Annotated in this window: 14 protein-coding genes; all 14 read left to right on the top strand. The window is 70.4% G+C overall.

Going from position 1 to position 17,668, the window contains the following annotated elements; genetic code table 11:
- Positions 1 to 11 precede the first annotated feature (11 nt).
- Positions 12 to 452: a division/cell wall cluster transcriptional repressor MraZ gene (gene mraZ, locus GR168_RS14530; RefSeq protein WP_058251706.1), complete on the top strand. Its 441-nt coding sequence runs from the start codon at positions 12 to 14 to the stop codon at positions 450 to 452.
- 274 nt (positions 453 to 726) lie between these two features.
- The gene (gene rsmH, locus GR168_RS14525; protein WP_159371052.1) at positions 727 to 1,713 is read left to right on the top strand and encodes a 16S rRNA (cytosine(1402)-N(4))-methyltransferase RsmH; all 987 of its coding nucleotides are present in this window, start codon (positions 727 to 729) and stop codon (positions 1,711 to 1,713) included.
- A 2-nt stretch (positions 1,714 to 1,715) separates the two neighbouring features.
- On the top strand, positions 1,716 to 2,582 hold the full coding sequence (locus GR168_RS14520; RefSeq protein WP_159371051.1) for a hypothetical protein: 867 nt from the start codon (positions 1,716 to 1,718) through the stop codon (positions 2,580 to 2,582).
- 109 nt (positions 2,583 to 2,691) lie between these two features.
- Positions 2,692 to 4,617, top strand: coding sequence for a penicillin-binding protein 2 (locus GR168_RS14515; protein WP_159371050.1), 1,926 nt, complete (start codon positions 2,692 to 2,694; stop codon positions 4,615 to 4,617).
- A gap of 276 nt (positions 4,618 to 4,893) precedes the next feature.
- Positions 4,894 to 6,540 (top strand): UDP-N-acetylmuramoyl-L-alanyl-D-glutamate--2,6-diaminopimelate ligase, encoded by a 1,647-nt coding sequence (locus GR168_RS14510; RefSeq protein WP_159371049.1) that lies wholly within the window; start codon positions 4,894 to 4,896, stop codon positions 6,538 to 6,540.
- Entirely contained in the window at positions 6,537 to 7,022 is a 486-nt protein-coding gene (locus GR168_RS14505) for a UDP-N-acetylmuramoyl-tripeptide--D-alanyl-D-alanine ligase (protein WP_159371048.1), read from the top strand. Before GR168_RS14510 ends, GR168_RS14505 begins: the two co-directional genes overlap by 4 nt.
- Positions 7,023 to 7,143: 121 nt before the next feature.
- Entirely contained in the window at positions 7,144 to 8,241 is a 1,098-nt protein-coding gene (mraY, locus tag GR168_RS14500; RefSeq protein WP_159371047.1) for a phospho-N-acetylmuramoyl-pentapeptide-transferase, read from the top strand.
- The gene (murD, locus tag GR168_RS14495) at positions 8,234 to 9,817 is read left to right on the top strand and encodes a UDP-N-acetylmuramoyl-L-alanine--D-glutamate ligase (RefSeq protein ID WP_159371046.1); all 1,584 of its coding nucleotides are present in this window, start codon (positions 8,234 to 8,236) and stop codon (positions 9,815 to 9,817) included. The genes mraY and murD overlap by 8 nt, the downstream gene beginning before the upstream one ends.
- A 5-nt stretch (positions 9,818 to 9,822) precedes the next feature.
- Positions 9,823 to 11,784 carry a putative lipid II flippase FtsW gene (gene ftsW, locus GR168_RS14490; RefSeq protein ID WP_159371045.1) on the top strand — a complete coding sequence of 654 codons (1,962 nt, stop codon included), beginning with the start codon at positions 9,823 to 9,825 and terminating at the stop codon, positions 11,782 to 11,784.
- 159 nt (positions 11,785 to 11,943) lie between these two features.
- Positions 11,944 to 13,074 carry an undecaprenyldiphospho-muramoylpentapeptide beta-N-acetylglucosaminyltransferase gene (gene murG / locus GR168_RS14485; protein WP_068970586.1) on the top strand — a complete coding sequence of 377 codons (1,131 nt, stop codon included), beginning with the start codon at positions 11,944 to 11,946 and terminating at the stop codon, positions 13,072 to 13,074.
- A gap of 79 nt (positions 13,075 to 13,153) precedes the next feature.
- Positions 13,154 to 14,725 (top strand): UDP-N-acetylmuramate--L-alanine ligase, encoded by a 1,572-nt coding sequence (murC, locus tag GR168_RS14480; RefSeq protein WP_238995096.1) that lies wholly within the window; start codon positions 13,154 to 13,156, stop codon positions 14,723 to 14,725.
- A complete protein-coding gene (locus tag GR168_RS14475) occupies positions 14,722 to 15,423 on the top strand; it encodes an FtsQ-type POTRA domain-containing protein (protein ID WP_065632300.1) in 702 nt (233 codons plus the stop codon). The genes murC and GR168_RS14475 overlap by 4 nt, the downstream gene beginning before the upstream one ends.
- Positions 15,424 to 15,749: 326 nt before the next feature.
- Entirely contained in the window at positions 15,750 to 16,916 is a 1,167-nt protein-coding gene (ftsZ, locus tag GR168_RS14470; RefSeq protein ID WP_058251716.1) for a cell division protein FtsZ, read from the top strand.
- 8 nt (positions 16,917 to 16,924) lie between these two features.
- The gene (gene pgeF / locus GR168_RS14465) at positions 16,925 to 17,668 is read left to right on the top strand and encodes a peptidoglycan editing factor PgeF (RefSeq protein WP_159371043.1); all 744 of its coding nucleotides are present in this window, start codon (positions 16,925 to 16,927) and stop codon (positions 17,666 to 17,668) included.

The raw sequence follows: 17,668 nt of genomic DNA, 5'->3' as shown, positions 1-17,668 counted from the left end.
GAGGTGTCGACGTGTCCGTGCGATTCGTCGGTACCTACACGCCCAAATTGGACGACAAAGGGCGGCTCACGTTGCCCGCCAAGTTCCGCGATGCACTGGCAGGAGGGGTAGTGGTCACCAAAGGCCAAGATCACAGCTTGTCCGTGTACCGGACCGAAGAGTTCGACGCGATAGCCGCTCGGATCGTCGAGGCGTCTCGGAACGACCCTGATCTGCGCGCGTTCCAGCGGACGTTCTTCGCCGGTTCGGAAGAGCAGCGACCGGACGGTCAGGGCAGGATCAGCCTGTCCGGCGACCATCGCGTGTACGCGGGGTTGTCCAAGGAGTGCGTGGTGTTCGGCAGCTTCGATCACCTCGAGATCTGGGACTCGGCCGCATGGAACGAGTACCAGACGCGGCACGAGGAGAACTTCTCGGCCGCCAACTCCGCCGCGCTGAACGCGGTGCTGTAGCCGGAGGACCGGCCCGCCACACCGCCGAGACAGCAACACCAACGACAGCAACCGACCAGAAACCGACCGAAGAGACAGCAACCGATGGGCGAGTTCGGTGCCCAGCGGCTTCGGGTGGCACGAGGCCCCGGCCCGGTGGCGACCCTGGCGTACTTCCCCAACGCCAGGTGCGTGATCGGGTCGGGACCCCGCTCCATCCGACCGCCTGCTCTCGCCGACCCGAGGCATCCGCCCACCGCCGATACCGCATACATGCCGATGGGGGGTCTTCATCATGGTCGATGCCGAGGACGAACCGCGTCGGTCCGGCGAGTTCGGTCACATCCCCGTCATGGGTGCGCGCATCGTCGAACTGCTGACCCCCGCACTGGATTCCGACGATCCGCGCGTCTTCCTCGACGCCACGCTCGGCGCGGGCGGGCACAGTCAACTGGTTCTCGAGTCGTTCCCGAACGTCCGCGTGGTCGGCATCGATCGGGACGCCTCGGCACTGGAGATCGCCCGCGAGCGCCTGACGTCGTACTCCGACCGGATCTCGCTGCACCAGGCCACCTTTCACGAGATCCGCGACGTGATGGACGCAGCGGGGGAGTCGGTCATCGATGCCGCACTGTTCGATCTCGGGGTGTCGTCGATGCAGCTGGACCAGGCCGGACGCGGTTTCGCCTATGCGGTGGATGCGCCGCTCGACATGCGCATGAACGCCGACGACCCGCTCACCGCCGCCGACGTGCTCAACACGTACTCGCACGGCGAATTGGCCCGTGTGCTCTCCGATTACGGGGAGGAGCGCTTCGCCGGCCGGATCGCCTCGGCGGTCCTGCGGGAGCGGGAAAAGGAGCCCTTCACGACCAGCGCGCGTCTCGTCGAACTCCTCTACGACGCCATCCCGGCCGCCACCAGGCGGACCGGCGGGCACCCGGCGAAGCGGACGTTCCAGGCGCTGCGCATCGAGGTCAACCACGAATTGGATGTCCTGCGTGAGGCTCTGCCGGCCGCGCTGGAAGCGCTCGCCGTGGACGGACGGATCGCCGTGATGAGTTACCAGTCTCTCGAGGATCGGATCGTCAAGCGCGAGTTCGCGACGCGCACATCGTCCACCTCGCCTCCCGGCCTCCCGGTCGAGTTGCCCGGCACGGCACCGGAGTTCCGTCTCGTCACACGGGGCGCCGAACGTCCGGACGAGAACGAACTGGCCGCCAACCCGCGCTCGGCGCCGGTGCGTGTCCGCGCGATCGAACGAGTCGAGAAGAAGGGCTGAGCATGACCATCCTGCACGAGGCCCCGTCGCGGTCCGCCGGGGACGAGCGCGATTCGCGACGGTCACGCCGAACCCGCATCGAGTCCGAACGTGCGACGCGATCGAGGGCCGCCCAGCGGGCACTCGACCGTCGACACCGACGCTCCGCGGCGGGTCGTGCCACGCCGCCGCGTCGTACCGGCGGCAGACTGTCCATGACCGGGGTGTCCCTGCGAGAGCGACTGCAGCACACCCCGTTTGTCGTGCCGGTGATCGCGTTGCTCGTCCTCGGACTCGGTCTCAGTCTGTGGTTGTCGACCAAGGCGGCGCAGGATTCCTACAAGCTGGGAATCGAGCGGACGCAGAACCAGTCCCTCATCGATCAGCGCGACGCGCTCAAGCGCACGTACGAATCGGGCAACTCGGCGCCTGAATTGTCGGACAAGGCAGCACGTCTCGGCATGATCCCCGCCGACAACCCCGCTCGGATGATCGTCGACGACCCGCGACGCCCGCGCGTGGTGGGCAAGCCGGAGCCCGCGTCCGGGCGTCCGATGGGGAGCCTGAATCCCGATACCGCACCGGATCCCGCGGAATCGATCGACCCGAGCGAGGTCGACGACTCGATCGGGCTGGGCGGCGGATCGGGTTCCGCGGGACCCGAGGCGGGCGGGACGTCCACACCGCAACCCGCACCGTCGCAACCCACATCGTCGCAACCGGCATCCGGCGACCCGGCGGCCGGCGGACCGTCTCCGTCGCAGACCGCACCGCCCGGCGCGAATCCGCTCCCGTCCGGGGCGAGTCCGGCTCCCTCCGGGGCCGGTGCCGTGCCCCCGGCCGCGCCGTCGGCCCCGACTCCGGCGCCGAATGTGGTGCCCACCCCGTGAGTTCGCCCCGATCCGCGCTTCCGAAGTGCGCTGGATCTCCGGCGCCATCTCCAACCCGCCGGGGTCAAATCCGGGGTAACCACGTTGAAGCGGTGAACAATTGACGACCATGACAGGTGCGACCTTCGAGCGGCTCGGCGCCGGCCCGTCGCGTCCGGGACGCCGGCCCGGGCGTGGACCCGGAGCGGGGTCGGGAGGATCGGATCGGAAGGGGCCCGGCGGGCGGAACGGCCGTGGGCCGCAGGGTTTCGTCTTCCGTGCGCGCGCGGCCGGCGTGGTTGTCCTGCTGGTCGTTCTCGCCGTCGCGGTCAAGATGATCGTCGTCCACACGGTGCAGGCGAGTTCGATCTCTGCCGAGGCCGCACAGCAGCGCGAGTACACGCAGGTCCTCACCGCCAAGCGCGGTGCGATCCTCGACCGCAACGGGCGCCCGCTGGCCTACACCGACGAAGCGCGGTCGTTGACGTTCCTGCCCAAGGCCGTTCGCAAGACGATCGAGGAAGAGCACCGCAAGAACCCCGCGCTTCCCGACGTCGAGACCAGGCTCGAGGAGATCGCGAAGGGGGTGTCGGTGGCCCTCGGTGGTTCGATCAGCGAGGAGGATCTCCTCGAGAAGGTCACCGGCGAGGACACTTTCGTGTACCTCGCGCGGTCCGTGAGCCCCGACGTCGCGTCCCGGATCACCGAGGACTTCCCGGAGGTCGGTGCCGACCCGCAGAGCATCCGCCTGTACCCGGGTGGGTCGCTGGCGGCGAACGTGGTCGGCGACGTGAACTACGACGGCAATGGACTCATCGGGCTCGAGGCGTCGCTGGACTCGATCCTGTCCGGGACGGACGGCTCGCGGACCTACGACCGGGGATCGGACGGGGCCGTCATCCCCGGCAGCATGCGCAACGTGCACCCGGCTCTCAACGGGGCGACGGTGCGCCTCACCCTCGACTCCGACATCCAGTGGTTCGTCCAGAGCCAGGTCATGAAGGCCAAGCAGGCATCGGGTGCGCAGGGCGCGTCGGCCGTGGTGCTCGATGCCAAGACCGGTGAGGTGCTGGCGATGGCGAACGACGGGACGTTCAACGCATCCATCCCGTTGTCCGATCAGCCCGATGCCGAGCTGGGCAACCCCGCCGTCACCTCGCCGTTCGAGCCGGGGTCGGTCAACAAGCTCATCGCCGCCGCGGCCGCCGTCGAATACGGCATCACCCGGCCCGAGACGGTGCACCGTGTTCCGGGCAGCATCCGGATGGCAGGGGTGACGGTGCGCGACGCCTGGGAGCACGGGGTCGAGCCGTACACGACCACCGGCATCTTCGGTAAGTCGTCGAACGTCGGCACCCTGATGCTCGCGCAGCGGATCGGCGAGGAGCGCTTCGCCGACATGGTCAAGAAATTCGGTCTCGGTCAGCGAACCGGGGTCGGCCTGCCCGCGGAGAGCGCGGGAGAGGTTCCCGCCCTGAGTCAGTGGTCCGGTGGCTCGTTCGCCAACCTGCCCATCGGACAGGGCCTTTCGATGTCGCTGCTGCAGATGACCGCGATGTATCAGGCGATCGCCAACGACGGCTTGCGCATTCCGCCGCGCATCCTGGCGTCGGAACAGCGGGACGGGTCGGCGCCCGACGACCGGGCGCGGCCCCAACCCGTCCGAGTGGTGAGCGAGTCCACCGCTCGCACCGTCCGGGACATGTTCCGGTCGGTGGTGCAGGACGACCCGACCGGCGAGCAACAGGGCACCGGGACCAAGGCGGCCGTCGACGGCTACCAGGTGAGCGGCAAGACCGGCACCGCGCAGCAGGTCGATCCATCCTGTGGGTGCTACTCGAACTCGCGGTACAACATCACGTTCGCGGGCATCGCCCCGGCCGACAACCCGCGCTACGTCGTCGGGATCATGCTCGACAACCCACGGCGCAGTTCCGACGGGTCGGGCGGTCAGTCGGCGGCTCCGCTGTTCTCCACCATCACGTCGTGGATGCTCCAGCGCGCCCAGGTGCCGCTGTCCGCGCCGACGCCGCGGCTGACCCTGACCGCGCGGTAGCGCCCGCGGCGTCCGTCGCCGATCAGCCGGGCACCCGGACAGGTGCGGCCATGGGCGCACCGTGTGCCGTGGCGTCGGGGCGGGTCGGTATCGTGAGTGCGATTCTGCGCCTCCCGACGAGGCACCGACGCACCTCGCGGCACAGCCCGGTCCGACGTCCTGACACCGACACCCGTACCGAGCAGTCCCGCACGACCAGCACAGTCCCGAGGAGCGAGCATGTCCGCTCGCCCGTGGGAAACGCCGAGAGAAGAACCGAGGAGGCGAGGAGCACCGATGGCGTCTCGTCGACCATCACCCGACCGGAGTGGCGGACCCATCCGTCCGCGTCATGTCACGCCGACACCGGTGTCCGTGTTGTCCACCGCCACCGGGGCCCGACTCGACCTGGTCGGCGGCGCCGACGCCGAGACCCAGGTGACCGGGGTCGTCCTGCGGGCGCAGGACGTCCGGCCCGGTGACCTGTTCGCAGCACTGCCCGGGGCCAGCACGCACGGCGCGAAGTTCGCCGATCAGGCCGTGGCGGCCGGTGCGACGGCCATCCTCACCGACCCCGCGGGCCGGGCCGAACTGGCTCGCGTCCTGCCGCCGGAGACGGCCGTCGCGGTCCTCATCCATCCCGCTCCCCGCACGGTTCTCGGCAATGTCAGCGCCCGCGTGTACGGCAATCCGTCCCAACGACTCAAGCTGATCGGCATCACCGGCACGTCGGGCAAGACCACCACGTCCTATCTGGTCGAGGCCGCCCTGCTGGCCGCCGGGCACTCGGTAGGGCTCATCGGCACCGTCGAGACCCGCGTGAACGGCGTCGCCCAACCGAGTTCGCTGACCACGCCGGAGGCGCCGACCCTGCAGGCCCTGCTCGCAGCGATGCTCGAGGACGGCGTCGACATCGTCGTCATGGAGGTGTCGAGTCATGCGCTGGCGCTCGGTCGCGTCGACGGTGCGCATTTCGCGATCGGCGCGTTCACCAACCTCTCGCAGGACCACCTCGACTTCCACCTCACGATGCGCGCCTACTTCGACGCAAAGGCCCAGTTGTTCGTCCCGTCCGCCCCGACGCACGCGGTCCGGGCGGTCGTGTGCGTCGACGACGAGTGGGGTCGGCGAATGGCCGAGCTCGCCCGGCGGCCGGGCGAAGCTGCCCATCTGCAACCGGTCCTGGTGTCCACCGGGCCGACGTCGGCCCACTGGCATGCGGGTGAGTCGTCGCTCGCCGACGACGGCTCGTCACGCACCCCGTTCACCGAGCCGGAAGGTGAGCACGAGCTCCTCATCCCATTGCCCGGCCGGTACAACGTGGCCAACGGGCTCCTGGCCGTCGCCGTGGCACACGCCGCCGGGGTGCCGGTGCCCACCGCACTCGAGGCGGTCGCGTCGGTGAGCGTCCCGGGACGCCTACAGCGCATCGATCGTGGACAGCCGTTCCTGGCCCTCGTCGACTACGCGCACAAGCCGGGCGCTATCGAGGCGGTGCTGGCGACACTGCGCGGGCAGACGACCGGACGGGTGGCCATCGTCGTCGGTGCCGGCGGCGATCGCGACACCGGGAAACGGCCGCTGATGGGGGAAGCGGCCGCGCGCGGTGCCGAACTCGTGGTCGTGACCGACGACAACCCGCGTACCGAGGACCCGGGTGCGATCCGGGCCGAGGTGCTCGCCGGTGCACAGGCCGTGCCCGGAACCGAGCGCCCCCGCGGCGCGGAACCGATCCGGGAGATCGGCGATCGCGCCGCCGCGATCGAGGCGGCCGTCGCCTGGGCACGGCCCGGCGACATCGTGCTGGTCGCCGGCAAGGGACACGAGGCAGGACAGGAGATCGACGGCGTGAAGCATCCGTTCGACGATCGGGAGGTCGTCGCCCGTGCGCTCGAGTCCCGCGCCGCCGACGCTCCGGGTGCGGTCGCGGAGGGCGAACGATGACCACCGGAGCGGTCACGGTCATCCGCGGCGATGCACCGGTGTCGGTCGACGACGCGCGCCGGCTGATCCGGCGCCTCGCCGAGTCCGCCGGCGCCGGCCGCACCTGGGCGGTCATCGCCGAGCTGGCCTCGCCGGCCGGCCTGACCGAGAACCAGCGCGTCGTCGAACATGATCTGCTGGGTCGCCTGGCGGTCCGGCTGGCCGTCGACAAGACTCTCTGCGTGGGGGATTCACGATCGGTGCACGCGCTGCACCAGGGCGCGGTCATGGAGGGTTCGTGGGGTGACGAGGCGCTTATCGTCGAGTCCGTCGAGACCGCCGCCCGACTCGCCGACACCGAACCGGACTGGCAGCCCACCGCCGGCGACGTCATCCTGCTGGCCGCGGCCGGCGCCGATCTCGACTCCGTGATCACCGCGTGGTCCGAGCGGGGCGGATGGCAGGTCGTCGACGCCCCGGCCGGCGACGAGGCGGCACCGTGAGCGCTCGCGCGGGCGTGAGTGGGCCGACGATGCCGCTCCGCCGCGGGGTGTCAGGCAGGTTCGGGAAGATCGCGGTCGGGAACAGACCGGTCGCGTACGGAGAGGATGCGGGGGCAACGCGGTGACACAGATACTCCTCGCGGGGGCGATCGCGATCGCGGTGTCGATCCTGCTGACGCCGGTCCTCATCAAGGTGTTCTCCCGGCAGGGCTTCGGGCAGGAGATCCGGGTCGAGGGCCCGCAGAGCCACCAGACCAAGCGCGGGACCCCGTCGATGGGCGGCGTCGCGATCCTGGCCGCCCTCTGGGCCGGCTATTTCGGCGCCCACCTCATCGGGGTCTTCACCGATGCCGGGAACGGGCCGACCGCCTCCGGACTGCTCGTCCTGGGGCTGGCGACCGCGTTGGGCGTCGTCGGGTTCCTCGACGACATCATCAAGATCCGCAAGCATCGCAATCTCGGTCTGAACAAGACCGCGAAGTCGATCGGGCAGTTCATCGCCGCCATCCTCTTCGGCATCCTGGTGCTGCAGTTCCGCAACGACTACGGCTACACGCCGGCGAGCACGAACCTGTCCTACGTCCGCGACATCGATGCGATCACGCTCGGGTCGGTCGTGTTCGTGGTGTTCTGCTGGCTGGTGGTCGCGGCCTGGTCGAACGCGGTGAACTTCACCGACGGGCTCGACGGCCTGGCCGCCGGCTCGATGGCGATGGTCCTGGGCTCTTACGTCCTGGTCACCTTCTTCCAGTTCGTCAACGCCTGTGCGGGCGGCGCGAAACCGCCGAGCGAGATCCCCACCGGCTGCTACCAGGTCCGTGACCCCCTCGATCTCGCGCTCATCGCCGTGGCCGGCGGTGGAGCGTGCCTCGGCTTCCTCTGGTGGAATGCGGCACCCGCCAAGATCTTCATGGGCGACACCGGCTCGCTCGCCCTCGGCGGCATGCTCGCCGGTCTGTCGATCACCACGCGGACGGAGCTGCTGGCGGTCGTCATCGGCGCGCTCTTCGTCGCCGAGATCATGTCGGTCGTGATCCAGATCGCCTTCTTCCGGACCACCGGTCGTCGCGTGTTCCGGATGGCCCCGTTCCATCACCACTTCGAACTCGGCGGCTGGGCGGAGACCACGGTGATCATCAGGTTCTGGTTGCTCACCGCCATCGCCTGTGCGCTCGGCCTGTCGCTGTTCTACGGCGAGTTCCTGACCACCAATGGCTGATCGCCCGGCGGCGGTCCCGACCCCCGGAGGTCCCGACCCACGCGCCCTGGCCGGCCGGACCGTGGTGGTCGGCGGGGCGGGGACCGCGGGGTTGTCCGCCACCCGGTTCCTGGTGACGCTCGGTGCGAATGTCCTGCTCGCCGACGACCGGTTCGCCGGTGCTGACGCGCCGCCCGTCGACCGGAACGCCGCGGCCGCGGCGGTCGCCGGGGTCGCCGAACTGATGTCGCAGGGCGTCGAACCGGTCGCCGTCGCGGATCTGCTCACCGGTCCCGGGCGACTGGCGACGGCCACGGTCGTGATCGTGTCACCCGGCTTCGCGCCCACCCACCACCTGGTGGCGGCCGCGGCCACCGCCGGCGTCCCGGTCTGGGGCGAGGTCGAACTGGCCTGGCGCGTGGACGTCGCGGGACTGCTGGGCGAACCACGCACCTGGCTTGTCGTGACCGGCACCAACGGCAAGACGACGACCACGTCGATGCTCGCCGGGATCGTCGAGGCATCGGGCCGCACGGGTGCGGCCTGCGGCAACATCGGGCTCCCGGTGCTCGACGCGATGCAGGCCGAGCCCAGGGTGGACGTGCTGTGTGCGGAACTGTCGTCATTCCAGCTGTATTGGGCGCCGTCGGTCCGTCCGCAAGCGGGAGTCGTGCTGAACGTGGCCGAGGATCACCTCGACTGGCATGGGACGTTCGAGGCGTACGCACTTGCCAAGGCGGGAGCGCTGCGCGGTGCGGTGAGTGTCGTCGGACTGGACGACCCGGTCGCGTCCGGCCTGCCCGCCGCGGGCCGCCGCATCGGTTTCACGCTGCGCGAGCCGCAGCCCGGACAGCTCGGCGTCGCGAACGGTGTGCTGATCGACCGCGCCTTCGACGCGGGCCGGTTGTACGACGCCGACGAGGTGCGTCCGGCCGGACCGTCGGGTGTCGCCGATGCGCTGGCCGCGTCGGCTCTCGCGCTCGCGGCCGGCATCGGGCCGGAGGCGATACGGGCGGGGCTGGCGTCCTTCCGGCCGGCCGGTCATCGCGGCGAGGTCGTCGCCTCGCGGAACGGGATCGACTTCGTCGACGACTCCAAGGCCACCAACCCCCACGCAGCCCAGGCGGCGGTCGCCGCCTTCGACCGAGTCGTGCTGATCGCGGGCGGTCTGCTCAAGGGGGCGTCGATGGACGAGATGCTCACCGCGGTGGGCGATCGGCTGGCCGGGGTGGTCGCGATCGGCCGTGACCGAGACCTGGTGATCGAGGCGATCGCGCGACACGCCCCAGAAGTCCCAACAGTCACAGTATTCACAGGGGACGATGGCACGGTGAACGTGCATCGTCCGGGACAGGCCGGTCCCCAAGCCTCAGCAGTTGATCTCCCGGGGACGGGCTCCTCGACATCGGTGGCGGTCATGGACCGGGCCGTCGAGGAGGCGTGGGTGCTCGCGGAGGCGAGCCCGTCCGCGCCCGACGCCGTGCTGCTCGCACCCGCGGCGGCCTCGCTGGACATGTTCGCCGGATACGGCGTGCGCGGTGACGCGTTCGCCGCCGCCGCGCGTCGGATCGCCGGCTCGCCCGACACCGGACGCTGAGTCGGATGAGCAGCCGGAACCCGGCCGCAGACAACGACCCCGTCGACGATGCCGATGACCGCAGCGGTCTCGACGGCGTGGGAGACGATGGTGTCCCTGCCGACAACGGGAGCGCTGATGTCGAGACCGGCGGGGACGCCGGTGGCCGGACGCGCACGAAAAACGAACGGCAGAGCGTGAAGCGCGGGACCGGTGGCAGGTCGGCACCGGACGACGCCTCGGGCCGCTCCGCGGGTGCGGCAGCAGCGACCGCCGCGTCAATCCCGGCGATCGTGCTCGACGCCATCCGCAACCTGTTGGCACGTCCGCTGGCGTCGTATCAGCTGATTCTCACGATGTCGTTCCTGCTCACCACATTCGGCCTGGTGATGGTGCTCTCGGCGTCGTCGGTCGAGGGGTATTCCAAAGAGGGATCGGCGTACGGGCTGTTCGCCACGCAGGTGATCTTCGCCCTGCTCGGCCTGGTGGTCTTCTACTTCATGCTGCGGATCCCGGTGCGGTTGCTCCGACGGTTCGCCGCTCCCGCGATGTTCGTCGCGGTGGTGCTGCTGGCGCTGGTCCTCATCCCCGGCGTGGGCACGCTGAGTCAGGGCGCACGCCGCTGGTTCGTCATCTACGGTTTGTCGGTGCAGCCGTCGGAGCTGGTGAAGGTCGCGTTGTGTATCTGGGGTGCGCACCTGCTGGCCTCGCGCCGACGGGACAACGCCTCGCTGCGCGAGCTGCTGGTCCCGCTCGTCCCGGTGGCGATGCTCGTGTGCCTGCTCATCATCCTCGAGCCGAACCTGTCGACGACGATCACCATCGCGATCATCGTCGGTGCGCTGTTGTGGTTCGCGGGACTGCCGGTCAAGGTCTTCGTCTCGTTCGCAGTGTCCGGCATCGCGCTCGCCGTGATCCTCGCCCTGGCCGAGGGCTACCGCTCGCAGCGCGTGATGAGCTTCCTCGGCAACGTCGACGACCCGCAGGGGGCTGGCTATCAGGCGCGCCAGGCGACCTACGCGCTCGCGAACGGCGGGGTCTTCGGCGTGGGCCTCGGCCAGTCGAGTGCCAAGTGGAACTATCTTCCGAACGCGCACAACGACTTCATCTTCGCGATCATCGGCGAGGAGCTCGGGCTCCTCGGCGGGCTCATGGTGGTGTTCCTGTTCGTCGTCCTCGCCTACATCGGCTTCCGGATCGCATCCCGGTCGACCGATCCCTTCCTGCGCCTGATGTCGGCGACCATCACGGTGCTGATCGCCGCGCAGGCGTTCATCAACATCGGCTACGTCATCGGATTGCTGCCGGTGACCGGAATCCAGCTGCCGCTGATCTCGGCCGGTGGCACGTCGACGCTGACCGTCCTCGCGATGCTCGGTCTGCTCGCCAACGCCGCGAGGCACGAACCCGAGGCGGTCGCGACGCTCACCGGCGGGTCGCCGAGCCGCGTGGCACGGTGGCTGCGCCTGCCGACGCCGGTGGCCTACCGGCAGACACGGGCGGAGTCGCTGCGCGATCGACTGGACCAGCGTCGCACGGCCGGTCCGCGTCCGACGGCCGGTGCCGGTCGCGGCGGCCGGGGACCGCAGTCGCGTCGCCGTCCGCCGAGCGGGCCCGCCCCGTCGGCCGATGCCGGACGTGGCCGTCGACGCTTCCCGTTGCCCTGGCGGCGGGCCGCCGAGACGTCGCAGCGGCGGGCCGCCCCGTCGCAGTCCGCGCGGGACGATCGACGGCAGGGCCGGTCGTCGACGCGATCCGGTGCCGGCGACACCCGAGGGGCCCGGTCGGCGGCCTCCGGCCGGGCGGGTGTCCCGCGCGGGCGGGTCCGGCCGGGGACTTCTTCGCGGAGCGGCGTCGACTACGGTGTCGGGTATCGGGGGAGCGGGTCGTATGTACGCGGCGCCGGGAGCGGAGCGAGCGGGCCGTATGTACGCGGCGCCGGGAGCGGAGCGCGCGGGCCGAATGTACGCGGCGCCGGCCGTCGGTGACCGGCGGTGGGAGCGGCTGAGGTGCGGGCCCACGACGGGAGATTTCCCGGCCGGGAGCCCGCGAATGTGATCGAAAGCTGAAATGGAGTGACGACGCCGGTGAGTTCGGGTGCGGTACAAGCTGATACGACCGGACGGCCGAACGGCCGGCCGTTGTCGGTGGTCGTCGCAGGCGGCGGCACGGCCGGTCACATCGAACCCGCCCTCGCCGTCGCCGACGCGGTCAGCCGCATCGATCCGACGGCCCGTATCACGGCGCTGGGTACCAGTCGGGGCCTCGAAGTCGATCTCGTCCCGGAACGCGGATACGACCTGCAGCTGATCCCGCCGGTGCCGTTGCCGCGCAAACCCGGCCTCGACCTGGCGCGCACCCCCGGCCGTCTGCTGGGTTCGGTGGCCGCTACCCGCAAGGTTCTCGACGAGGTGGACGCCGACGTGGTCATCGGTTTCGGTGGCTACGTCTCCGTGCCGGCGTACCTCGCGGCGCAGATGCACCTGCGCCGACGCAATCGGATCCCGATCGTCATCCATGAGGCCAATGCCTCGGCCGGCATCGCCAACAAGGTCGGTGCCCGGTTCGCCGATCGGGTTCTGGCGGCGGTCGACGGTTCCGGGCTCGATGCGACGGTCGTCGGAATCCCGGTGCGCGGTGTCCTCGCCGAACTGGACCGGCCCGCCCTGCGGGCGAAGGCGCGCCACTACTTCGGACTCGACGACGATGCGCCGACGCTGCTCGTCTTCGGCGGCTCGCAGGGCGCGCAACGACTCAACGACGCCGTGTCGGGCGCGGCGAAGACATTGGGTGAGGCCGGCATCGGCGTGCTGCACGCCTACGGTCCCAAGAACTCGATCGACCCCGCCGTCGTCGACGACGCGCCGCCCTACCGCGCCGTCGGGTATCTCAAACGGATGGATCTCGCGTACGCCGCCGCGGATCTCGTGATGTGCCGGTCCGGCGCGATGACCGTCGCCGAGGTGTCGGCGACCGGGTTGCCCGCGATCTATGTCCCGCTGCCGCACGGGAACGGCGAACAACGACTGAATGCGCTCCCGGTCGTGGAGGCGGGCGGGGGACTGCTCGTCGACGATGCGACGGTGGACGCCGACTGGGTTGCCCGCGAAGTGCCTGCGCTGCTGACGGATACAACTCGGCTGCACGAGATGTCGATCGCTGCTGCGGGCACCGGGCATCGGGACGCCGCGGCAGCGGTGGCCACCGCCGCCATCGAACTCGCGCAGGATTTCCGGGCTGGACGTCGTCGCGGTGGGAGGTCGGCCCGTGAACGATGAGGCCGTGAGCGAAGCGACGGAGAGGGACGAGACGGCATCGGCTCCGGGGTCGCTGCCCGATGAGCTGAGCCGCGTCCACATGGTCGGCATCGGCGGCGCCGGGATGTCGGGGCTGGCCCGGATCCTGCTGGCCCGCGGGGGACAGGTGTCGGGGTCGGATGCCAAGAACAGTCGGGGCATCCTCGAACTGCGGACCCGCGGCGCCCGGGTGCAGGTCGGGCACGATCCGTCGGCGCTCGACCAGATCCCCGGTGGCCCGTCTGTCGTGGTGACCACTCACGCCGCGATCCCGAAGACCAATCCCGAACTCGTGGCGGCACGGTCGCGCGGCATCCCGATCCTCCTGCGACCGCGCGTCCTGGCCCAGCTGATGGCGGGTCAGCGCAGCCTGCTGATCGCCGGCACCCACGGCAAGACCTCCACGACCTCGATGGCGGTCGTCGCGCTGCAGCATGCCGGGACCGACCCGTCGTTCGCGATCGGCGGCGAGCTGAACGAGTCGGGGACCAACGCCCACCACGGTGGCGACCCGATCTTCGTCGCCGAGGCCGACGAGAGCGACGGCTCGCTGCTGGAGTACACACCCGACGTCGTCGTCGTCACCAACATCGACGCCGACCACCTCGACTTCTTCGGTTCCATCGAGGCATATGTCGAGGTGTTCGACCGGTTCGTCGCGCGCATAGCGGGCGGCGGGTCGCTCGTCGTGTGCCTCGACGACCCGGGCTCGGCCGCCCTGGCCGGCCGCGTCGCCGAGTCGCTCACCGCGCGCGGGGTGGAGGTCCTCGGTTATGGACGGGGGACCCACGCCGCGCTGGCGCCGACCGTCCGCAACGTCGCGACCATGACGTCCTGGCAGCCGCGCGGAGGCGGCGGAGCCGCCACGGTCCGGTTCACCTCCCCGCTCTGCCCGGATGTCGAGGATCGACAGATCGTCCTCCCGCTCCCGGGCGAGCACATGGCGCTCAACGCGATCGCTGCGGTGATCGGTGCCGCCCGGGTGGGTGCGCAGCCCGGCGTCGCGACATCCGACGCATCGACCGGGGCCGGGCGGCTCGACGGCATCGTGGCCGGGATCGGCGCGTTCGGCGGTGTCCACCGCCGCTTCGAGTTCCGCGGCCGGCGCGGCGGCGTCGAGGTCATCGACGACTACGCCCATCATCCGACCGAGGTGCGGGCCGTGCTGTCGGCGGCGCAGGACATGGTGTCCGCGCGCGGCGGGCCGAGCGGTTCGCGCGGGCGCGTGATCGCGGTGTTCCAGCCGCACCTCTACTCGCGGACCGTCGAGTTCGCCGACGAGTTCGCCGCTGCTCTCGACCTCGCCGACGCAGTCGTCGTCGCCGATGTGTACGGGGCCCGTGAGGCCCCGATCCCGGGAGTCAGCGGTCGCACGATCTCGGACAAGCTGACCGTGCCGGGGACCTTCGCCCCGGACCTGTCGCGGCTGGCCGCGCAGGTCGCGCGCCTGGCGCGGTCCGGGGATGTCGTGCTGACCCTGGGGGCGGGCGACATCACCATGCAGGGTCCGGAGATCCTCGACGCCCTGGCCTCGGCCTCGACGACCGCCGACACCGCCACCGTGACGGGTTCGGGCGCGACTCCGACCGACGGCCCGGCGGACTCCGACGGCCGGACGGGGCGGGTGTCGTGATCCGCTGGCCGCAGCGCCGCCGGTCGCGCGTGGTCCTCGGCACGCTCATGGTGGTCGCGGCCGGCGTCGGATTGGTGCTCATCGCCTACCTCACGCCGCTGATGTCGGTGCGCGGCACCGACGTCCGCGACAACGGGTCGATTCCGGCCGACGAGATCCTGCGGGTCGCGGCAGTGCCGTCGGGCACCCCGCTGCTGCAGGTCGACACCCGGGCGGTCGCGCAGCGCGTCGCCACCATCCCGTCCGTCGAATCGGCGCGCGTGCAGCGGAGTTACCCCTCGTCGCTGACCATCACCGTCGTCGAGCGGGTCCCGGTCGTGATCGTGAACAACGGCGACGACGTCCACGTGCTCGACAAGTCCGGGGTGGCGTTCCTCGACTACGACCGCACGCAGGGCGTCCCGCCCGAGGTGCTCAAGCTCCCCGTTCTCGACACCCCGAACCCGGGGCCGGCGGACCCGACCACCAGGGAGACGATCGCGGCGGTGGCGGGCTTGCCCGAATCGCTGGCGCGGCAGGTCATCCGGGTGACCGCGACCTCGCCGGTCGACATCGAGTTCACGCTGTCGGAGAAGCGCACCGTGGTGTGGGGGGACAGCGACCGCGGCGCCGAGAAGGCCCGCACACTGACGCACCTGCTCACCCGCGAGGCGCGGATGTACAACGTGTCGAGTCCCGAGTTCCCGGCCTATCGGTGACGCACGCCGGATCCGGCCGACGCCGAATTCTCCGGTCGGGGTGGCGCGGACGCGCGTGACGGAACCGGACGACCCCCGTGGGGCGGCGAAAGGCTGAGGGTTCCGGCGGATTTCGCCACGACTTCCCGACACGCCGAGCGCGGATCTGGATACCGGGGCCCGCGATGCCTAGCGTCATCACCACAACGAGTTACTTGACATAACTCTAAATCTATGGTTCAGGTTTAGGGTTTGTCGCGAGCGGGACGTGGACCGGCCGGTTCACACAGGACATATCGAGACCAGAACTCGAACAACGAGATCGACCACACAAGGAAGGCGAGCGCATGACGCCACCGCACAACTACCTGGCCGTCATCAAGGTCGTCGGCATCGGCGGTGGCGGCGTGAATGCCGTCAACCGCATGATCGAACAGGGACTCAAGGGAGTCGAGTTCATCGCGATCAACACCGACGCCCAGGCGTTGTTGATGAGCGACGCCGACGTCAAGCTCGATGTCGGGCGCGACTCGACACGGGGTCTCGGCGCCGGTGCCGATCCCGAGGTCGGTCGCCGCGCCGCCGAGGACGCGCGCGACGAGATCGAGGAACTGCTCAAGGGCGCCGACATGGTCTTCGTGACCGCGGGCGAGGGCGGCGGGACCGGAACGGGTGGTGCACCCGTGGTCGCGTCGATCGCGCGGAAGCTCGGTGCGCTCACCGTCGGCGTTGTCACCCGGCCGTTCGCCTTCGAGGGCAAGCGACGCGGCGGACAGGCCGAGGCGGGCATCACCGCTCTGCGCGAGTCCTGCGACACGCTGATCGTGATCCCGAACGACCGTCTGCTGCAGCTCGGCGACGCACAGGTCAGCCTGATGGACGCGTTCCGCAGTGCCGACGAGGTGCTCCTCAACGGCGTGCAGGGCATCACCGACCTCATCACCACGCCGGGCCTGATCAATGTCGACTTCGCCGACGTCAAGGGCGTCATGAGCGATGCCGGCAGCGCGCTGATGGGCATCGGTTCGGCCCGCGGCGAGGAGCGTGCGCGCAAGGCCGCCGAGTCCGCGATCAACTCGCCGCTGCTCGAGGCCTCGATGGAAGGCGCCCGCGGTGTGCTGATCTCGATCGCCGGTGGCAGCGACCTGGGCCTGTTCGAGATCCACAACGCCGCGACCCAGGTGCAGGAGGCCGCGCACGAGGACGCCAACATCATCTTCGGCACGGTGATCGACGACAACCTCGGTGACGAGGTCCGGGTCACGGTCATCGCCGCCGGCTTCGACGGTGGCTCACCCAAGAAGCGGACCGACGTCCCGGCCGCCGCGGGGCGTTCCGCGGTCGGTCAGGGCCAGGCCGGCGCCGTCGCGTCGCCGCCGAAGAACGATCCGCTCTTCGGGGACATGCCGAAGGGCGCGGGCGATCCGTTCGAGCAGGAGCCGGAGCCGCCCCGCCGCAACACCGTTCGGCTCGACGACGACGATGTCGACGTGCCGTCGTTCATGAAGCGCTGAGCCCGCGCATGCGGGTGCGTCGTGTCATCACCACCCGTGCCGGCGGGGTCTCGGTGTCACCGTACGATTCGTTCAATCTCGGTGATCACGTCGGAGACGATCCGGAAGCCGTGGCGGCGAACAGGATTCGGCTGGCCGAGCAGATCGGGGTGGCGGCCGGGTCGGTGGTCTGGATGGAACAGATCCACAGTCGCAACGTCACCGTGGTCGACGGACCGGTTCACGAGCCGGTGCCCGCCACCGACGCGCTGGTCACGACCACGCCCGGTCTCGCCCTCGCCGTGCTGTCCGCCGACTGCGTCCCGGTGCTCCTCAGCGACGACGACGCCGGTGTGATCGCGGGGGTCCATGCGGGCCGCGTCGGCGCCCGGATCGGCATCGTGCCCGCCACCCTGCGCGCAATGGTCGAACTCGGCGCCCGGATCGGGTCCATCGGCGCCTTCCTCGGTCCTGCCGCGAGCGGAGACCACTACGAGGTGCCCGCCGACATGCAGGCCGACGTAGAGAAACATCTGCCGGGCAGCGCCGTGCGTACCAAGAAGGGCACGGCCGGTCTCGACCTGCGTGCCGGCTTGCGGCGGCAGTTGCTCGAGGCCGGCGTCGCCGGAGTCGCGGTCGACCCGCGGGACACCATCGCCGACCCGAGCCTGTTCAGTCATCGCCGGGGCGCACCCACGGGCCGCCTGGCCTCGGTCATCTGGATGGACCCCGATGGCGATGCACACGGTGAGCGGCGCCCGCTCGGGGAGTGA

The organism is Gordonia sp. JH63, from assembly GCF_009856645.1.
Lineage (GTDB): Bacteria > Actinomycetota > Actinomycetes > Mycobacteriales > Mycobacteriaceae > Gordonia > Gordonia hongkongensis.
Note: the sequence above shows the minus strand (reverse complement) of the source record. Positions and strands in the feature narration are given on the sequence as shown.

Coding starts and splice junctions, on each gene's coding strand:
- GR168_RS14510 (WP_159371049.1), top strand. CDS start 4,894: ATGGCGTCTCGTCGACCATCACCCGACCGGAGTGGCGGACCCATCCGT.
- ftsZ (WP_058251716.1), top strand. CDS start 15,750: ATGACGCCACCGCACAACTACCTGGCCGTCATCAAGGTCGTCGGCATC.
- GR168_RS14520 (WP_159371051.1), top strand. CDS start 1,716: ATGACCATCCTGCACGAGGCCCCGTCGCGGTCCGCCGGGGACGAGCGC.
- pgeF (WP_159371043.1), top strand. CDS start 16,925: ATGCGGGTGCGTCGTGTCATCACCACCCGTGCCGGCGGGGTCTCGGTG.
- GR168_RS14515 (WP_159371050.1), top strand. CDS start 2,692: ATGACAGGTGCGACCTTCGAGCGGCTCGGCGCCGGCCCGTCGCGTCCG.
- rsmH (WP_159371052.1), top strand. CDS start 727: ATGGTCGATGCCGAGGACGAACCGCGTCGGTCCGGCGAGTTCGGTCAC.
- murC (WP_238995096.1), top strand. CDS start 13,154: ATGGTCGGCATCGGCGGCGCCGGGATGTCGGGGCTGGCCCGGATCCTG.
- ftsW (WP_159371045.1), top strand. CDS start 9,823: ATGAGCAGCCGGAACCCGGCCGCAGACAACGACCCCGTCGACGATGCC.
- GR168_RS14505 (WP_159371048.1), top strand. CDS start 6,537: ATGACCACCGGAGCGGTCACGGTCATCCGCGGCGATGCACCGGTGTCG.
- murD (WP_159371046.1), top strand. CDS start 8,234: ATGGCTGATCGCCCGGCGGCGGTCCCGACCCCCGGAGGTCCCGACCCA.